The sequence below is a fragment of the Pseudomonas sp. RW407 genome, assembly GCF_003176655.1.
Lineage (GTDB): Bacteria > Pseudomonadota > Gammaproteobacteria > Pseudomonadales > Pseudomonadaceae > Pseudomonas > Pseudomonas delhiensis.
This window is the reverse complement of sequence record NZ_QGSL01000107.1, coordinates 1,094,780-1,108,953: the sequence shown is the minus strand read 5'-3', so window position 1 is coordinate 1,108,953 and position 14,174 is coordinate 1,094,780. Positions and strand designations below refer to the sequence as shown.

The window sequence follows — 14,174 nt, the reverse complement described above, 5'->3', positions numbered from 1 at the left end:
CAGTAGTGAAATGCGCAAGGGCCGGGAGACCGGCCCTTCGTCTTTTCACCCACAGAGAACCGTCATGACCGTCACCGAGCAGTTGAGCGCGCTGGCCCAGATCCTCGCTCACGGCGACCTGCATTGTCTGTTCCAACCCATAGTGTCGCTCTCCGAGCGACGCCTGGTGGGCTACGAGGCCCTCACCCGCGGCCCCTCCAACAGCCCGCTGCACTCTCCCCTCACCCTGTTCAGCACCGCGCGCCACGCCGGCCGCCTGAGCGAGCTCGACGTGCTCTGCCGGCGCCGCGCCTGCCAGCGCTTCCACGAGCTGGGGCTGGCCGGCAAGCTGTTCCTCAACGTCGCCCCCGAGTCGCTGCTGGACCCCAACCACCAGCCCGGCCGCACCCTGCAGTTGCTGCAGACACTGGGCATAGCGCCGGGCGACGTGGTCATCGAGCTCACCGAACATGCGCCCATCGAGGACTTCGGCCTGCTCGACACCGCCCTGCACCACTACCGCGCCATGGGCTTCTGCATCGCCCTGGACGACCTCGGCGCCGGCTATTCCAGCCTGCGCCTGTGGTCGGAACTGCGCCCGGACTACGTGAAGATCGACCGCCACTTCATCGACGGCATCCACCAGGACGGCGTCAAGCGCGAGTTCGTCGGCTCCATCCTGAAGATGGCCCACGCCTCCCGCGCCCAGGTGATCGCCGAGGGCATCGAACTGCCGGAGGAGCTGGCGGTGCTCTCGGAAATGGGCGTCGACCTGGTCCAGGGCTACCTCATCGGCCGCCCGCAGGAACAACCGGCGCGCGAGGTGCGCAGCCTGCTGCCGGACCTCGACCGTGTGGAGGCCCTGCACGGCGAGGAACAGGCCGACCTGCGCCCGCTGTTGCTGGAGCAGCCGGCGGTGGGCCGCGACACGCCGATCGCCGAGGTGCTGGAAGCCTTCCGCGCCCAGGCCAACCTGAACGCCCTGGCGGTGCTCGACGAGCACCAGCAGCCGGTGGGCATCGTCCACCGCCACGCGCTCTCCGATGCCCTGCTCAAGCCCTTCGGCACCGAACTGTACGCGCGCAAGCCGATCAGCCGGCTGATGAGCGACGACTTCCTCGCGGTGGAGCGCAGCCAGTCGCTGCAGCAGGTCAGCCGCCTGCTCACCAGCCGCGCGCGGCAGCGCATCGAGGAAGACTTCATCATCACCCAGGGCGGCCGCTACCTCGGTCTGGGCCGGGTGATCGACGTGCTCAAGCTGATCACCGAACTGAAGATCCGCCAGGCGCGCTACGCCAACCCGCTGACCCTGCTGCCGGGCAACGTGCCCATCCAGCAGTGCCTGGCGCGCCTGCTGCAGCAGGACCGCGAGGCGGCGGTGTGCTACGTCGACATCGACAGCTTCAAGCCCTTCAACGACCTCTACGGCTACGCCCGCGGCGACGAAGTGCTGCTGTGCCTGGCGCAGTGCCTGAGCGACCGGGTGGACCCCAGCTGCGACTTCGTCGGCCATATCGGCGGCGACGACTTCATGCTGGTGTTCACCTCCGAGGACTGGCGCAACCGCCTCAACCACCTGCTGGAGGACTTCCAGGGGCAGTGCCGGCGCTTCTACAATCAAGAGCACCTGCAGGCCGGCTGCTTCGTCGCCTACAACCGCCGCGGCCAGCGCCAGGAATTCCCGTTGCTGTCGCTATCGATCGGCGTGGTGCACCTGAAGCCCGGCGCCAGCGAGCGCCTGGACGCGGCGCAGCTGGCGGGCATCGCCTCGGAGGCCAAGCGCCACGCCAAGGAAGTCCCCGGCTACAGCCGGCACGTCATCACCCTGGAATAGGCGCCGTTCAGAGCCCCAGCTGCGCCGCCAGGGCCTGGTAGCGCGCGGCCTGCTCGGAATCCGCGGCGAGGCCCTCGGCCCCGTCGCGGTAGAGCTCGGCCAGGCGCCGCGCGGCCAGCGGGTGCCCGGCCTCCGCGGCGCGGGCCCAGTGGCGCGCCGCGGCGGCGCCGTCCGGCTGCCGCTGCGCGCTGCCCTGCAGGGCCTGCACACCCAGTTGGTAGGCGGCCTTGGCATCGCCGCCGGCGGCCGCCAGGGCGAGCAGGCGCAGGCCCTCCTCGCGGGCGCCGAAGCCCTGGCCGCGGAACAGCAGCAGGTGGCCATAGAAGCTCTGGGCGGGCACGTCGCCCAGGTTGGCCATGCGCGAGAACTGCCCCTGCATCCACTGCCAGGCGCGCGGCTGGCGGACCAGCCAGGGCCAGCCCATCAGGCGTCGCGCCACGGCGTAGGCCAGGCGGGCGCGCAGGCGCCAGACGAACTCGCGGCTCACGGCTCTTCCGGGTAGTCGAATTCGAACACCCGCACCACCTCGGCGGCGTGCCAGCCCGCCGCCGCGGGGCCGTCCGAGGCGCCGGAGAAACGCCCCAGGCGCTCCACGCATTCGAAGAAGCCGGTGCGCGGCAGGCGGCTGGCGCCCTGGCTGATCACCAGCGAGCTGCGCAGCGGCCGGCCGGCGCGGGCATCGAGCTGCGCCAGGTGCTCCAGGGCCGCGGTCAGGGTGGTCATGGCCGGCGTGGGCAGTTGCAGGCGCTCGATCAGCGCCCGGTAGGTCAACAGGTGGCGTTGGCGGCGCGCGTCTTCCAGCTCGTCCAGCAAGCCCTGCCAATGCTTGCGGCTGATATGCACGCTCAAGATGCCGACTCCGACTTCGCTGCGCCCAGCGCGCGACGCAGGCCATGCTCGATGGCTTCGCTGACCTCGCGCTCGCCGCTTTCGATCATCCCCAGGTAGGACGGGCTGATGCCCACCTCGCGGGCCACGCTCTCCAGGGACAGGCCGCGCGCCTCGCGCAGCTCGCGCCAGGAGGCGCTCGGTGCGGCAACCGGGGCGGCAACTGCGGGGGGCTGGGCGGCGCGGGCGCCGGCAGCGGCCAGCAGCGCCTGGTAGTCGGCCCAGGGAAGCACGGCGTACTCCGCTTCGCCGTCTCGCGTGATCACTTGCACATTCATCGACAACACTCCTTGCATGCCGGCATTTCAACGGGCAAAGACGGCAACCCCTGGCGCCTGCCCGGCATTCCGACCTTTCTCAGTATCGCCCATGAAACGCCGCTCGGCCTCATCGGGCGCATCACCACGCGCGGCATCGCGAAGCCGCGCACGCTTCGCTGGCCGGCGCCTCAGCCGCGGGCCGGCCGTTCCGGCCCCGGCAACAGCGCCAGGGACTGGCGTATCTCGCGGCTCTGCGCATCGCGCCAGACCTTGAAGGCATCCAGCTCGGCCTGCCAGTGGCGCACCACCCAGGCCAGCACCGCCAGGTCGTCCAGCAGGCCCACGCCGGGCAGCCAGTCGGGGATCATGTCCAGCGGCGAGAGGAAATACAGCAGCGCCGCCACCACCGCCAGCAGCGCCCTGGGGTTGAGCTGGCGATACTGCCCGCGCACGGTGGCCAGGGCCAGCTCCTGCAGCAGGCGCAGGTCGGCCTTGACCAGTTTCAGCCGCGCGCTCTTGCGCGCCACGGCGAACAGCAGGGCCGGTACCCGACCCCGGGCGAGAAAGCGTTCGGCCAGGGCCAGATAACGGTCGAAACCGGCGGGTTTCTTCATCGGGCACCTCGTCCCGGCGGTGTCGCCGGGGGGCTTGGGGGTTATCCACCTTTCCTGTGGATAACTCTGTTGAAAGTATCCGGTCTCCACGCCGGAAAGCCCGTCGCCAGCGGCCTACAGACAGATCGGCGATTTTTTGTTCAGCTTAGGAAACCTTATAAAAATCATACAGTTGCAGCTATTCGATATCACCCTTCGCTGTCAAGCACCGGCCGTAACCACGGCTGCGACATATATGTGCATAAGGGTAACATCCCGCACCGGACTTCGCCCTTTCCGACCGCCTGGTCAGCCGCGGAGCAGCGCTATCATCCTGCAGAAACAGGAACGCCCCGCAGGGGCGGGGCGTCCTCTTGGTACTAATGTACTCAGTTCTGCGCCGGGGCTTGCGGCTGCTCGCCACCGGCCTGGTTGGCATCCTTGATGCCCAGCAGTTCCAGGTCGAACACCAGCACCGAGTTGGCCGGGATGGTCGGGCTCGGGCTCTGCGAGCCGTAGGCCAGTTCGCTGGGGATGAAGAGCTTGATCTTCTCGCCCACGTGCATCAGCTGCAGGGCCTCGACCCAACCCGGGATCACGCCGTTGACCGGCAGGTCGATGGGGCTGCCGCGCTGGATGGAGCTGTCGAACACGGTGCCGTCGGTCAGCTTGCCCTCGTAGTGCACGGTGACCACGTCGGTGGCCTTGGGCTGCGGGCCGTCGGCCTTCTTCACCACTTCGTACTGCAGGCCGGACTTGGTGGTGACCACGCCTTCGCGCTTGCCGTTGTCCTCGAGGAACTTCTTGCCGGCCTTGAGGGTTTCCTCGCTCAGCTTGGCCATGCGCTCCTCGGAACGCTTCTGCAGGTCGGTGAACGCCTGGGTCAGCTCTTCATCGGTGACGCGCTGCGGCTTCTTGCCAATGGCATCCTCGATGCCCTGGGCCACGGCCTTGGAGTCCAGATCGTTCATGCCTTCCTGGGCCAGGCTCTTGCCCATGTTCAGGCCGATGCCGTAGGAAGCCTTCTGCGCCGACGTCTTGAGCTCCACATTGGCAGCCTGCTGATCGCAGCCCGCGAGAACCAGGCCGACCAGTGCGATCGCTGCCGCCAACCGATGTTGTTTCATGCTGATTCCTTGTCTGATTGCCATGCTGGCATTTCGATGAAACCGCGAGCTTATCAGGGCGCCGCGGCCAATGGCTATGGGCAATAGGAACCGCCGCCGGGGGATAAGTTCCCACGGCAAACTTATAGAAAAATTAAGAGGATAGGCGCTGCGAACGGCGTCGCGCGGGGCGACTTTCCCGGGGCCGGGAAAGACAAAGCCCCCAGGCATTTCTGCCTGAGGGCTTGGAATATGGCGCAGCGGACGGGACTCGAACCCGCGACCCCCGGCGTGACAGGCCGGTATTCTAACCGACTGAACTACCGCTGCGTCGGACCACGAGATTGGTGGGTGATGACGGGATCGAACCGCCGACCCTCTGCTTGTAAGGCAGATGCTCTCCCAGCTGAGCTAATCACCCTTCACTCTCGAAGTGGGGCGCATTCTACGGGCGCATCTTCACCCTGGCAAGCCCCTGAGTGAAAAAAATTTTCAGATGTTCCAAAGGCTTAGGAAATGTCGACGAAGTCGGTAACGGGGTTGGCCTGGAGAGCCGCTAGCGGAATAATGCGGACCTTTCGTGTCCCGGGAGTTTGATCCTCATGTGGTTCCGTAACCTGCTCGTCTACCGCCTCACCCAGGATCTGCAGATCGATGCCGATGCCCTCGAGAAAGCCCTGGCCAGCAAGCCGGCGCGCCCCTGCGCCAGCCAGGAACTGACCACCTACGGCTTCACCGCCCCCTTCGGCAAGGGCCCCGACGCGCCCCTGGCCCACGCCAGCCAGGGCTTCTACCTGATCAGCGCGCGCAAGGAGGAACGCATCCTCCCCGGCAGCGTGGTGCGTGACGCGCTGAAGGACAAGGTGGACGAGATCGAGACCGCGCAGATGCGCAAGGTCTACAAGAAGGAGCGCGACCAGCTCAAGGACGAGATCGTCCAGAGCCTGCTGCCGCGCGCCTTCATCCGCCGTTCCTCGACCTTCGCCGCGATCGCCCCGGAGCTGGGCCTGATCCTGGTCGACAGCGCCAGCGCGAAGAAGGCCGAGGACCTGCTCTCCACCCTGCGCGAGGCCCTCGGCTCGCTGCCGGTGCGCCCGCTCAGCGTCAAGGTCGCGCCCAGCGCCACCCTCACCGACTGGGTCAAGACCCAGGAAGCCGCCGGCGACTTCTTCGTGCTCGACGAGTGCGAGCTGCGCGACACCCACGAGGACGGCGGCGTGGTGCGCTGCAAGCGCCAGGACCTGACCAGCGACGAGATCCAGCTGCACCTGTCCTCCGGCAAGCTGGTCACCCAGCTGGCCCTGGCCTGGTCGGACAAGCTCAGCTTCGTGCTCGACGACAAGCTGGCGATCAAGCGCCTGCGCTTCGAGGAACTGCTGCAGGAGCAGGCCGAGAAGGACGGCGGCGACGACGCCCTCGGCCAGCTCGACGCCAGCTTCATCCTGATGATGCTGACCTTCGGCCAGTTCCTGCCGGCGCTGTTCGAGGCGCTGGGTGGCGAGGAAATCCCCCAGGGCATCTAACCCCCGTCCCGGCCGGCGCCCCCGGGCGCCGGCCCCGACAGTAACCACAAGGAGCGCCACCCATGCGCGCCATCGCCTTGCTGAGCCGCTTCGTCGGCAACACCTTCGCCCTCTGGGTACTGCTGTTCGCCGTGCTGGCCTTCCTCGCCCCGCAGTGGTTCCGCCCGCTGGCACCGGCGATAGTGCCGATGCTCGGCATCGTCATGTTCGGCATGGGCCTGACGCTGAAGCTGGAAGACTTCGCCGAGGTGGCCCGCCACCCCTGGCGCGTGTGCCTGGGCGTGGTCGCCCACTTCGTCATCATGCCCGGCGTGGCCTGGCTGCTGTGCCGGTTGCTGCAACTGCCGGCGGAAATCGCCGTGGGCGTGATCCTGGTCGGCTGCTGCCCCAGCGGCACCGCCTCCAACGTCATGACCTGGCTGGCCCGCGGCGACCTGGCGCTGTCGGTGGCCATCGCCGCAGTGACCACCCTGCTCGCCCCGCTGCTGACCCCGGCGCTGATCTGGCTGCTCGCCTCGGCCTGGCTGCCGGTGTCCTTCGCCGAGCTGTTCTGGTCGATCCTCCAGGTGGTGCTGCTGCCCATCGCCCTGGGCGTGGTTGCCCAGCGCCTGTTCGGCGCGCGGGTGGGCAAGGTGGTGGAAGCGCTGCCGCTGGTCTCGGTGGTCTGCATCGTGGTGATAGTCGCGGCGGTGGTGGCGGCCAGCCAGGCGAAGATCGCCGAGTCCGGCCTGCTGATCATGGCCGTGGTGATCCTCCACAACGGCTTCGGCTTCCTCCTCGGCTACCTCGCCGGGCGCGCCTTCGGCCTGCCCCTGGCGCAGCGCAAGTCGCTGGCGCTGGAGGTCGGCATGCAGAACTCCGGGCTCGGCGCGGCCCTGGCCAGCGCCCACTTCTCGCCGCTGGCGGCGGTGCCCAGCGCGCTGTTCAGCGTCTGGCACAACATCTCCGGGGCCACCCTGTCGAGCTGGTTCCGCCGCCTGACGGACAAGCCCGACCAGGCTTCCTGAGGGCCGTCGGCCCGGGCGCAGCCACAGGTTGCCGCCCGGGCCGGAATGTGCAAAATACTGCGCATCGTGAGGACGACCTCACCACCGCCAGGTGCACCGACGGGGACGGCCCTGCCCATCAGTCGTCCCGGAGGTCCCCATGTCCTGGTTCATCCTGTTCGCCGCCGGCCTGTTCGAAGTGGCCTGGGCCGTCGGTCTGAAATACACCGAAGGTTTCACCCGCCCGTGGCCCAGCGTGCTGACCGCGCTGGCCATGGCCGCCAGCATCGGACTGCTGGGCCTTGCCATGAAACAGCTGCCGCTGGGCACCGCCTACGCCATCTGGACCGGCATCGGCGCGCTGGGCACCGTGACCCTCGGCATCCTGCTGTTCGGCGAATCCGTCGCCCCGCTACGCCTGCTCAGCATCGCGCTGATCCTCTGCGGCCTGGTCGGGTTGAAGCTCAGTCATTGAAATCGGCACGTCCGTCCTGTCGCTTTCCCGGAAAAGTCCCGGTATGCTGCGGCGACTGTGCTTGCCAGGATCGTCACGGCTGATGACCTGAAGGCGGCGACGCTCTTCGTCCGGCCCGGCCCACACCTTGCAACTCAGAACAGGCGGCGGTAACGCCGTGCAGCAGCAATCCACAACGTTCAAGGTGTAATTCCATGTCGAATCGTCAGACCGGCACCGTCAAATGGTTCAACGATGCCAAGGGCTTTGGCTTCATCACCCAGGAAAACGGTGGCGACCTGTTCGTTCACTTCCGTTCCATCCAGGGCAATGGCTTCAAGTCGCTGCAGGAAGGCCAGAAGGTCTCCTTCATCGTTGTAGAAGGCCAGAAAGGCCTGCAGGCGGACGAAGTCCAGGTCATCTGAACCTCGCGCCCCTGTGAAAAAGCCCCGGCTCTGCCGGGGCTTTTTCGTTTCAGCGGGCGTTGCCGCGCAGGTCCGTCACCAGCGCCTGCAGGTGCTCGCGCCGGGCCTGCTGCGGCGGCAGCGGCTGCCCCGCCACCAGGCGCACGCGCGACCAGATGCGCCTGAAGAAGCCCTTGCCCGGGTCGCGGCTGAAGAAGCTGCCCCACAAGCCCTGCAGCGCCATGGGGATCACCGGCACCGGGGTCTGTTCGATGATCCGCTCCACCCCGCCGCGGAACTCGTTCATCTCGCCGTCGGCGGTCAGCTTGCCCTCGGGGAAGATGCACACCACCTCGCCGTCCTCCAGATACTGCGCCACGCGGCGGAAGGCCTCCTCGTAGATGCGCTCGTCCTCGTGGCGCGCGGCGATGGGCACGGCGCCGGCGGTGCGGAAGATGAAGTTGAGCACCGGCAGGCGGAAGATCTTGTAGTACATCACGAAGCGCACCGGGCGGCGGATGGAGCCGGCGATGAGCAGCGCGTCGACGAAGGACACGTGGTTGCATACCAGCACCACCGGGCCCTCGTCGGGGATGGCCTCGAGGTTCTGGTGGTCGACGCGGTACATGGAGTGGCTGAGCAGCCAGACCAGGAAGCGCATGGTGAACTCGGGCACGATCCTGAAGATGTACACGTTCACCGCGACGTTCATCAGCGACAGCACCAGGAACAGCTGCGGGATGCTCAGCTTGGCCACCGACAGCAGCAGCATGGACACGATGGCGGCCACCACCATGAACAGCGCGTTGAGGATGTTGTTCGCGGCTATCACCCGGGCCCGCTTGTCCTCCTCGGTGCGCGCCTGGATCAGCGCGTACAGCGGCACTATGTAGAAGCCGCCGAAGATGCCGATGCCGAGGATGTCGCCGAGCACCGCCCAGCTCTGCGGGTGCTCCAGCACCTGCAGCCAGGTGAATGGCGCGGCGCCGACGGGGAAGCCGCCGCTGTGCCACCACAGCAGGATGCCGAACAGGCTCAGGCCAATGGAGCCGAAGGGCACCAGGCCGATCTCCACCTTCTTGCCCGAGAGCTTCTCGCAGAGCATCGAGCCCAGCGCGATGCCCACCGAGAACACCGTGAGGATCAGCGTCACCACGCTCTCGTCGCCGTGCAGCAGCTCCTTGGCGTAGGTGGGGATCTGCGTCAGGTAGACCGCGCCGAGGAACCAGAACCAGGAGTTGCCCACCAGCGAGCGCGACACCGCCGGGCGCTGGCCGAGGCCCAGGCGCAGGATGCTCCAGGACTGCCGGAAGATGTTCCAGTCCAGTTGCAGCTGCGGCAGCGCGGCGGCGGCGCGGGGAATGCCGCGGCTGGCCAGGTAGCCGCAGGCGGCCACCAGTACCACGGCGATGCCCACCGCCGTGGCGTAGGCCTGGCGCGACATGAGCACACCGGCGCCGATGGTGCCGGCGAGGATGGCCAGGAAGGTGCCCATCTCCACCAGGGCGTTGCCGCCGACCAGCTCGTCGTCGCGCAGGTGCTGCGGCAGGATGGAGTACTTCACCGGGCCGAACAGCGCCGAGTGGGTGCCCATGGCGAACAGCGCGAGGAACAGCAGCGGCAGGCTGCCGAGCAGGAAGCCCGCGGCGCCCACCAGCATGATGACCACCTCGGCCAGCTTCAGCGCGCGCATCAGCGCGTCCTTGTTGAACTTCTCGCCGAACTGCCCGCCCAGGGCGGAGAACAGGAAGAACGGCAGGATGAACAGCAGCGCGCAGAGGTTGACCAGCAGGTTGCGGTCACCGCCGATGCTCAGGTGGTAGAGGATCGCCAGGATCAGCGACTGCTTGAAGATGTTGTCGTTGAAGGCGCCGAACAGCTGGGTGATGAAGAACGGCAAAAAGCGCCGGGTGCCCAGCAGGGCGAATTGCGAGTGTTGGCTCATCGTCCGTGTGTACCTGGTCAGGCGACCCCGAAAGCGGGCCGGGAGGACGCCGCGGCGTCCGTCGCAGATTTGACTGCAACTGCGGGGCCTCTGGCCACATCCGCGGGCAAAAATTCCGAATTGCCTCTCGCATGACCGGACAGGCCGGGGCGAAATCGCGGACGGAGTGCGTTGCCGGAAAGCAGCGCATTTCTCCCCCGAAGGAGCAACTGCCTTACAGACCGCGCCGATGTGCCCTTCGTAGGAGCGAGCTTGCTCGCGAACAGACTCCGCTGCGGGGCTCATTCGCGAGCAAGCTCGCTCCTACGAGAAGCCGTGCCCACCGGAATGGTAGGAGGACCTTGTCCGCGATAGCCGGAACCCCCGGCGCGATTCGCGGATAAGATCCTACAGGAGATGTCATGTCTCACCAGGGACTGTAGGAGCGGACTTTGTCCGCGATTCGCGCGCAGGGCGCGCTCCTACAAGGGAATGGCACGGGGGGGATGGCGTAGGCGGAGCTCATCCGCGAAACGCGCAGGGGGTTCCGGCTATCGCGGATAAGGTCCTCCTACGGGGGAGGAATACCGTGCCCCCGGAGCCTGTAGGAGCGGGCAGCCACGATTGCACCGTCTCAGCGCAGGCTCAGGTGCCGGCTCAGCAGCGCCCGCAGCGCCGCTGGCTTCACCGGCTTGGCGAGGAATTCCAGGCCGGCGGCGTGGATCTGCGCCACCAGCTCGGGGCGGGCGTCGGCGCTGATCACCACGCCCGGCACCGGCTCGCCCAGGCGGGCGCGCAGCCAGGCCATCAGCTCGGCGCCGGTCTCGCCGTTGTCCAGGTGGTAGTCGATCAGCGCCAGCTCCGGGCGCGCGTCGCTGTCCAGCAGCTGCTCGCACTCGGCCTTGCTGCGCGCGGTGAGCACGCGGCAGCCCCAGCGGCTGAGCAGGCTGTTCATGCCGACCAGGATGCTGTCCTCGTTGTCCACGCACAGCACCTGGGCGCCGTTCAGCTCGGTGGGCACCTCGGCCTTGTGGCCGTTGAGCTCGGCCGGCGCCGGCTGCCGCGCCAGCGGCACGCTGACGCTGAACACGCTGCCCTTGCCCGGCCAGGAACGCACCTGCAGGCGGTGGCCGAGCACCTTGCACAGCCGGTCGGCGATCGCCAGGCCCAGGCCCAGGCCCTTCTCGGCGCGGGTCTGGTGGCTGTCCAGGCGCTTGAACTCCTCGAAGATCACGCTGAGCTTGTCCTCCGGGATGCCCGGGCCGCGGTCCCAGACCTCCAGACGCAGGTGCCCGTCCTCGCGGCGTACGCCCAGCAGCACGCGGCCCTTGGCGTAGCGGAAGGCATTGGTCAGGAAGTTCTGCAGCACCCGGCGCAGCAGCTTGATGTCGCTGTCCACCCGCAGCTTGCTGCCGCGCAGGTGGAAGTCGATGCCCTGCTCCTGGGCCAGGGCGCGGAACTCGGCGCCCAGCGGGTCGAGCAGGGCGCTGAGCGGGAAGGCCGCGCGCTCGGCGCTGACGCGGCCGCTTTCCAGGCGCGAGATGTCCAGCAGGTCGGTGATCAGGTCCTCGGCCGAACGCAGCGAGGAATCCAGGTGGCGCACCAGGTCGCTGGCCTCGCCGGACATCCCGCCTTGGTGCGCCAGCGCCGCGGAGAACAGCCGCGCGGCATTCAGCGGCTGCATCAGGTCGTGGCTGACCGCGGCGAGGAAGCGCGTCTTCGACTGGTTGGCGGCCTCGGCGGTGCCCTTGGCCTCGGTCAGCGCCTGGTTCAGCTGCGAGAGCTCCTGGGTGCGTTCCTCGACGCGCTGCTCCAGGCTCTCATTGGCTTCCTTGAGGCCGTGCTCGGCGTCGCGGAACGCGGTGATGTCGGTGAAGCTCATGACGAAGCCGCCGCCGGGCATGGGGTTGCCGATCAGCTCGATGACGCGGCCGTTGGGGAACAGCCGCTCGGAGGTGTGCGGGGTGCCCTGGCGCATCCAGTACAGGCGCTTGGCCACGTGCAGGTCGGGGTCGCCGGGCCCGCACAGGCCGCGCTCGGCGTTGTAGCGGATGATGTCGGCGATCGGCCGGCCGACGTGGATCAGCCCGTCGGGGTACTCGAACAGCTCGATGTAGCGGTGGTTCCAGGCTACCAGGCGCAGCGACTGGTCGACCACGCTGATGCCCTGGGTGATGTTCTCGATGGCGCCCTGCAGCAGGGCGCGGTTGAACTGCAGCACCTCGGAGGCTTCGTCGGCGATCTTCACCACGTCCTCCACCTGCATCTCGCGGCCCTCGATGGCGGCCTTGACCACCGCGCGCGCCGAGGAGGCGCCGAGCACGCCGGCTAGCAGGCGCTCGGTGTGGGCGATCCACTCGTCGTTGGCGTTCTGGCTGGGTACGAAGCCCTTGCCCTGGCGGTAGGCGAAGCGGATGAAGCTCTGCCGCGCGCGCTCCTCGCCGACGAAGCGCGCGGCGAGCATCAGCAGGTCTTCCAGCTGCACCGCCAGCATCGAGCGCGAGCTGAGCCGCTGGGAGATTTCCTGGCCGATGAAGCGGCTGGCCTGCCAGTGCTCGGAGACGCGGGTGCGGGAGAACACCGAGACCAGGCCGAACAGGGCGAAGTTGCCGATCAGCGAGAGCAGCACGCCGAGGGTCAGCGGCTCGATGTTGACGCCGAAGGGGTGGCCGGCCAGCCAGGTCAGCCCGGGGAAGTGCTCCAGCGGCCAGCCCAGGCTGCGGGCGATCACCGGCAGCACCAGGGTGTAGGCCCAGAGCGCGGAGCCGGCGGCGAGGCCCGCGAACACGCCGCGGCGGTTGGCCTGCTTCCAGTACAGCGCGCCTATCATCGCCGGGCCCAGCTGGGCGATGGCGGCGAAGGCGATCTGGCCGATGGTCGCCAGGCTGGCGGTGGAGCCCAGCAGGCGGTAGCTGACGTAGGCCAGCAGGAGGATCAGGGCGATGCTGACCCGGCGCACGGTGAGCAGCCAGTGGCGGAACACCTCGAAGGGCTGCTCGTCGTTGCCGCCGCGGCGGCGCAGCAGCCAGGGCAGCAGCATGTCGTTGGAGACCATGGTGGACAGCGCCACGCTGGCCACGATGACCATGCCGGTGGCCGCCGAGGCGCCGCCGATGAAGGCCAGCAGCGCCAGCGCCGGGTGCGCCTCGGCCAGCGGCAGGCTGATCACGAAGGAGTCGGGGATGACCCCGGCCGGCAGCTGCATCTGCCCGGCCAGGGCGATGGGCACCACGAACAGCGCGGCCAGCACCAGGTAGGCGGGGAACACCCAGCGCGCCAGGTTGAGGTCGCGCGGCTCGATGTTCTCCACCACCAGCACGTGGAACTGCCGCGGCAGGCACATGATGGCGGTCATGGCCACGCCGGTCTGCAGCAGCATGGCCGGCCAGTGCACGGTTTCCTGCCAGTACTCGGCCAGCTGCGGGGCGTCGCGGGCCTTGTCCAGCAGGTCGCCGAAGCCGTCGTAGAGGCCGAAGGTGACGAAGATGCCCACGGCGAGGAAGGCGGTCAGCTTGACCAGCGACTCGAAGGCGATGGCCAGCACCATGCCGCGGTGGTGCTCGGTGACGTCCAGGCTGCGGGTGCCGAAGACGATGGTGAACAGCGCCAGCACCAGCGAGACGATCAGCGCCGTGTCCTGGGCGCGGCTGCCGCCGGAGTCGGCGCCGGCGCCGATCAAGAGGTTCACGCCCAGGACGATGCCCTTGAGCTGCAGGGCGATGTAGGGCAGCACGCAGACCACGCAGATCAGCGCCACCACCACCGCCAGGGCCTGGGACTTGCCGTAGCGCGCGGCGATGAAGTCGGCGATGGAGGTGATGTTCTCCTGCTTGCTGATCATGATCATCTTCTGCAGCACCCAGGGCGCGAAGAGCATCAGCAGCACGGGGCCGATGTAGATCGGCAGGAACGACCAGAGCTGGCCGGCGGCCTGGCCGACGGCGCCGAAGAAGGTCCAGCTGGTGCAGTACACCGCCAGGGACAGGCTGTAGACCCAGGCGCGCAGGCACGGCGACAGGGGCGCGCGGCGGCGGTCGCCATAGAAGGCGATGGCGAACAGGATGGCCATGTAGAGAAAGGCGACCGTGGCGATCAGCCCGCTGGACAACGACATGCGAACTCCGAGAAATCGACGCGCTCCCCCGCAGGAGCTGCTGGGATGCAGTTTCGCACCAAAGTCCGATGCTGTCAGAACCCCTGCGACCAAGGTCTCAGAGGCCGCT

12 protein-coding genes and 2 tRNA genes are annotated in these 14,174 nt (G+C 68.0%); 5 read left to right on the top strand and 9 right to left on the bottom strand.

What is annotated here, in order from left to right; genetic code table 11:
- The first annotated feature begins 64 nt into the window (after window positions 1-64).
- The gene (locus DK254_RS29170) at window positions 65-1,813 is read left to right on the top strand and encodes a GGDEF domain-containing protein (RefSeq protein WP_109936615.1); all 1,749 of its coding nucleotides are present in this window, start codon (window positions 65-67) and stop codon (window positions 1,811-1,813) included.
- A gap of 7 nt (window positions 1,814-1,820) precedes the next feature.
- Here DK254_RS29170 and DK254_RS29165 read toward each other — a convergent pair whose 3' ends face one another.
- The 7 genes from DK254_RS29165 to DK254_RS29135 all read right to left on the bottom strand — a co-directional run bounded on the left by DK254_RS29165 (window position 1,821) and on the right by DK254_RS29135 (window position 5,081).
- On the bottom strand, window positions 1,821-2,300 hold the full coding sequence (locus DK254_RS29165) for a hypothetical protein (protein ID WP_109936614.1): 480 nt from the start codon (window positions 2,298-2,300) through the stop codon (window positions 1,821-1,823).
- Complete coding sequence (locus DK254_RS29160) at window positions 2,297-2,662, bottom strand: hypothetical protein (protein ID WP_009620544.1); 366 nt, start codon at window positions 2,660-2,662, stop codon at window positions 2,297-2,299. Before DK254_RS29160 ends, DK254_RS29165 begins: the two co-directional genes overlap by 4 nt.
- Complete coding sequence (locus DK254_RS29155; RefSeq protein WP_109936613.1) at window positions 2,659-2,979, bottom strand: helix-turn-helix domain-containing protein; 321 nt, start codon at window positions 2,977-2,979, stop codon at window positions 2,659-2,661. Before DK254_RS29155 ends, DK254_RS29160 begins: the two co-directional genes overlap by 4 nt.
- A 170-nt stretch (window positions 2,980-3,149) precedes the next feature.
- Window positions 3,150-3,575 carry a YkvA family protein gene (locus DK254_RS29150; RefSeq protein ID WP_109936612.1) on the bottom strand — a complete coding sequence of 142 codons (426 nt, stop codon included), beginning with the start codon at window positions 3,573-3,575 and terminating at the stop codon, window positions 3,150-3,152.
- A 368-nt stretch (window positions 3,576-3,943) separates the two neighbouring features.
- Window positions 3,944-4,681 (bottom strand): FKBP-type peptidyl-prolyl cis-trans isomerase, encoded by a 738-nt coding sequence (locus DK254_RS29145; RefSeq protein ID WP_009620550.1) that lies wholly within the window; start codon window positions 4,679-4,681, stop codon window positions 3,944-3,946.
- A gap of 232 nt (window positions 4,682-4,913) precedes the next feature.
- Window positions 4,914-4,990 (bottom strand) — tRNA-Asp (locus DK254_RS29140).
- Between the two features lie 15 nt (window positions 4,991-5,005).
- Window positions 5,006-5,081: transfer RNA gene (locus tag DK254_RS29135), tRNA-Val, on the bottom strand.
- A gap of 181 nt (window positions 5,082-5,262) precedes the next feature.
- Between DK254_RS29135 and rdgC the strand changes: the two genes are divergently transcribed.
- The 4 genes from rdgC to DK254_RS29115 all read left to right on the top strand — a co-directional run bounded on the left by rdgC (window position 5,263) and on the right by DK254_RS29115 (window position 8,048).
- On the top strand, window positions 5,263-6,183 hold the full coding sequence (rdgC, locus tag DK254_RS29130; RefSeq protein WP_109936610.1) for a recombination-associated protein RdgC: 921 nt from the start codon (window positions 5,263-5,265) through the stop codon (window positions 6,181-6,183).
- A gap of 62 nt (window positions 6,184-6,245) precedes the next feature.
- Window positions 6,246-7,190, top strand: a complete 945-nt coding sequence (locus DK254_RS29125; protein ID WP_109936609.1) for a bile acid:sodium symporter family protein — start codon at window positions 6,246-6,248, stop codon at window positions 7,188-7,190.
- 139 nt (window positions 7,191-7,329) lie between these two features.
- The gene (gene sugE / locus DK254_RS29120) at window positions 7,330-7,644 is read left to right on the top strand and encodes a quaternary ammonium compound efflux SMR transporter SugE (protein ID WP_109936608.1); all 315 of its coding nucleotides are present in this window, start codon (window positions 7,330-7,332) and stop codon (window positions 7,642-7,644) included.
- 194 nt (window positions 7,645-7,838) lie between these two features.
- Window positions 7,839-8,048, top strand: coding sequence for a cold-shock protein (locus tag DK254_RS29115; protein WP_009620558.1), 210 nt, complete (start codon window positions 7,839-7,841; stop codon window positions 8,046-8,048).
- Between the two features lie 49 nt (window positions 8,049-8,097).
- Here DK254_RS29115 and DK254_RS29110 read toward each other — a convergent pair whose 3' ends face one another.
- Together DK254_RS29110 and DK254_RS29105 are read right to left on the bottom strand one after the other, a co-directional pair.
- Window positions 8,098-9,972, bottom strand: coding sequence for an MFS transporter (locus tag DK254_RS29110; RefSeq protein WP_109936607.1), 1,875 nt, complete (start codon window positions 9,970-9,972; stop codon window positions 8,098-8,100).
- A gap of 613 nt (window positions 9,973-10,585) precedes the next feature.
- Window positions 10,586-14,065: a hybrid sensor histidine kinase/response regulator gene (locus DK254_RS29105; RefSeq protein ID WP_109936606.1), complete on the bottom strand. Its 3,480-nt coding sequence runs from the start codon at window positions 14,063-14,065 to the stop codon at window positions 10,586-10,588.
- Between the last annotated feature and the right edge of the window lie 109 nt (window positions 14,066-14,174).

What these genes read in the sequence shown, in the direction of transcription:
- DK254_RS29170 (WP_109936615.1), top strand. Translation starts at nt 65, where the DNA reads ATGACCGTCACCGAGCAGTTGAGCGCGCTGGCCCAGATCCTCGCTCAC.
- rdgC (WP_109936610.1), top strand. Translation starts at nt 5,263, where the DNA reads ATGTGGTTCCGTAACCTGCTCGTCTACCGCCTCACCCAGGATCTGCAG.
- sugE (WP_109936608.1), top strand. Translation starts at nt 7,330, where the DNA reads ATGTCCTGGTTCATCCTGTTCGCCGCCGGCCTGTTCGAAGTGGCCTGG.
- DK254_RS29155 (WP_109936613.1), bottom strand. Translation starts at nt 2,979, where the DNA reads ATGAATGTGCAAGTGATCACGCGAGACGGCGAAGCGGAGTACGCCGTG.
- DK254_RS29110 (WP_109936607.1), bottom strand. Translation starts at nt 9,972, where the DNA reads ATGAGCCAACACTCGCAATTCGCCCTGCTGGGCACCCGGCGCTTTTTG.
- DK254_RS29105 (WP_109936606.1), bottom strand. Translation starts at nt 14,065, where the DNA reads ATGTCGTTGTCCAGCGGGCTGATCGCCACGGTCGCCTTTCTCTACATG.
- DK254_RS29145 (WP_009620550.1), bottom strand. Translation starts at nt 4,681, where the DNA reads ATGAAACAACATCGGTTGGCGGCAGCGATCGCACTGGTCGGCCTGGTT.
- DK254_RS29115 (WP_009620558.1), top strand. Translation starts at nt 7,839, where the DNA reads ATGTCGAATCGTCAGACCGGCACCGTCAAATGGTTCAACGATGCCAAG.
- DK254_RS29150 (WP_109936612.1), bottom strand. Translation starts at nt 3,575, where the DNA reads ATGAAGAAACCCGCCGGTTTCGACCGTTATCTGGCCCTGGCCGAACGC.
- DK254_RS29125 (WP_109936609.1), top strand. Translation starts at nt 6,246, where the DNA reads ATGCGCGCCATCGCCTTGCTGAGCCGCTTCGTCGGCAACACCTTCGCC.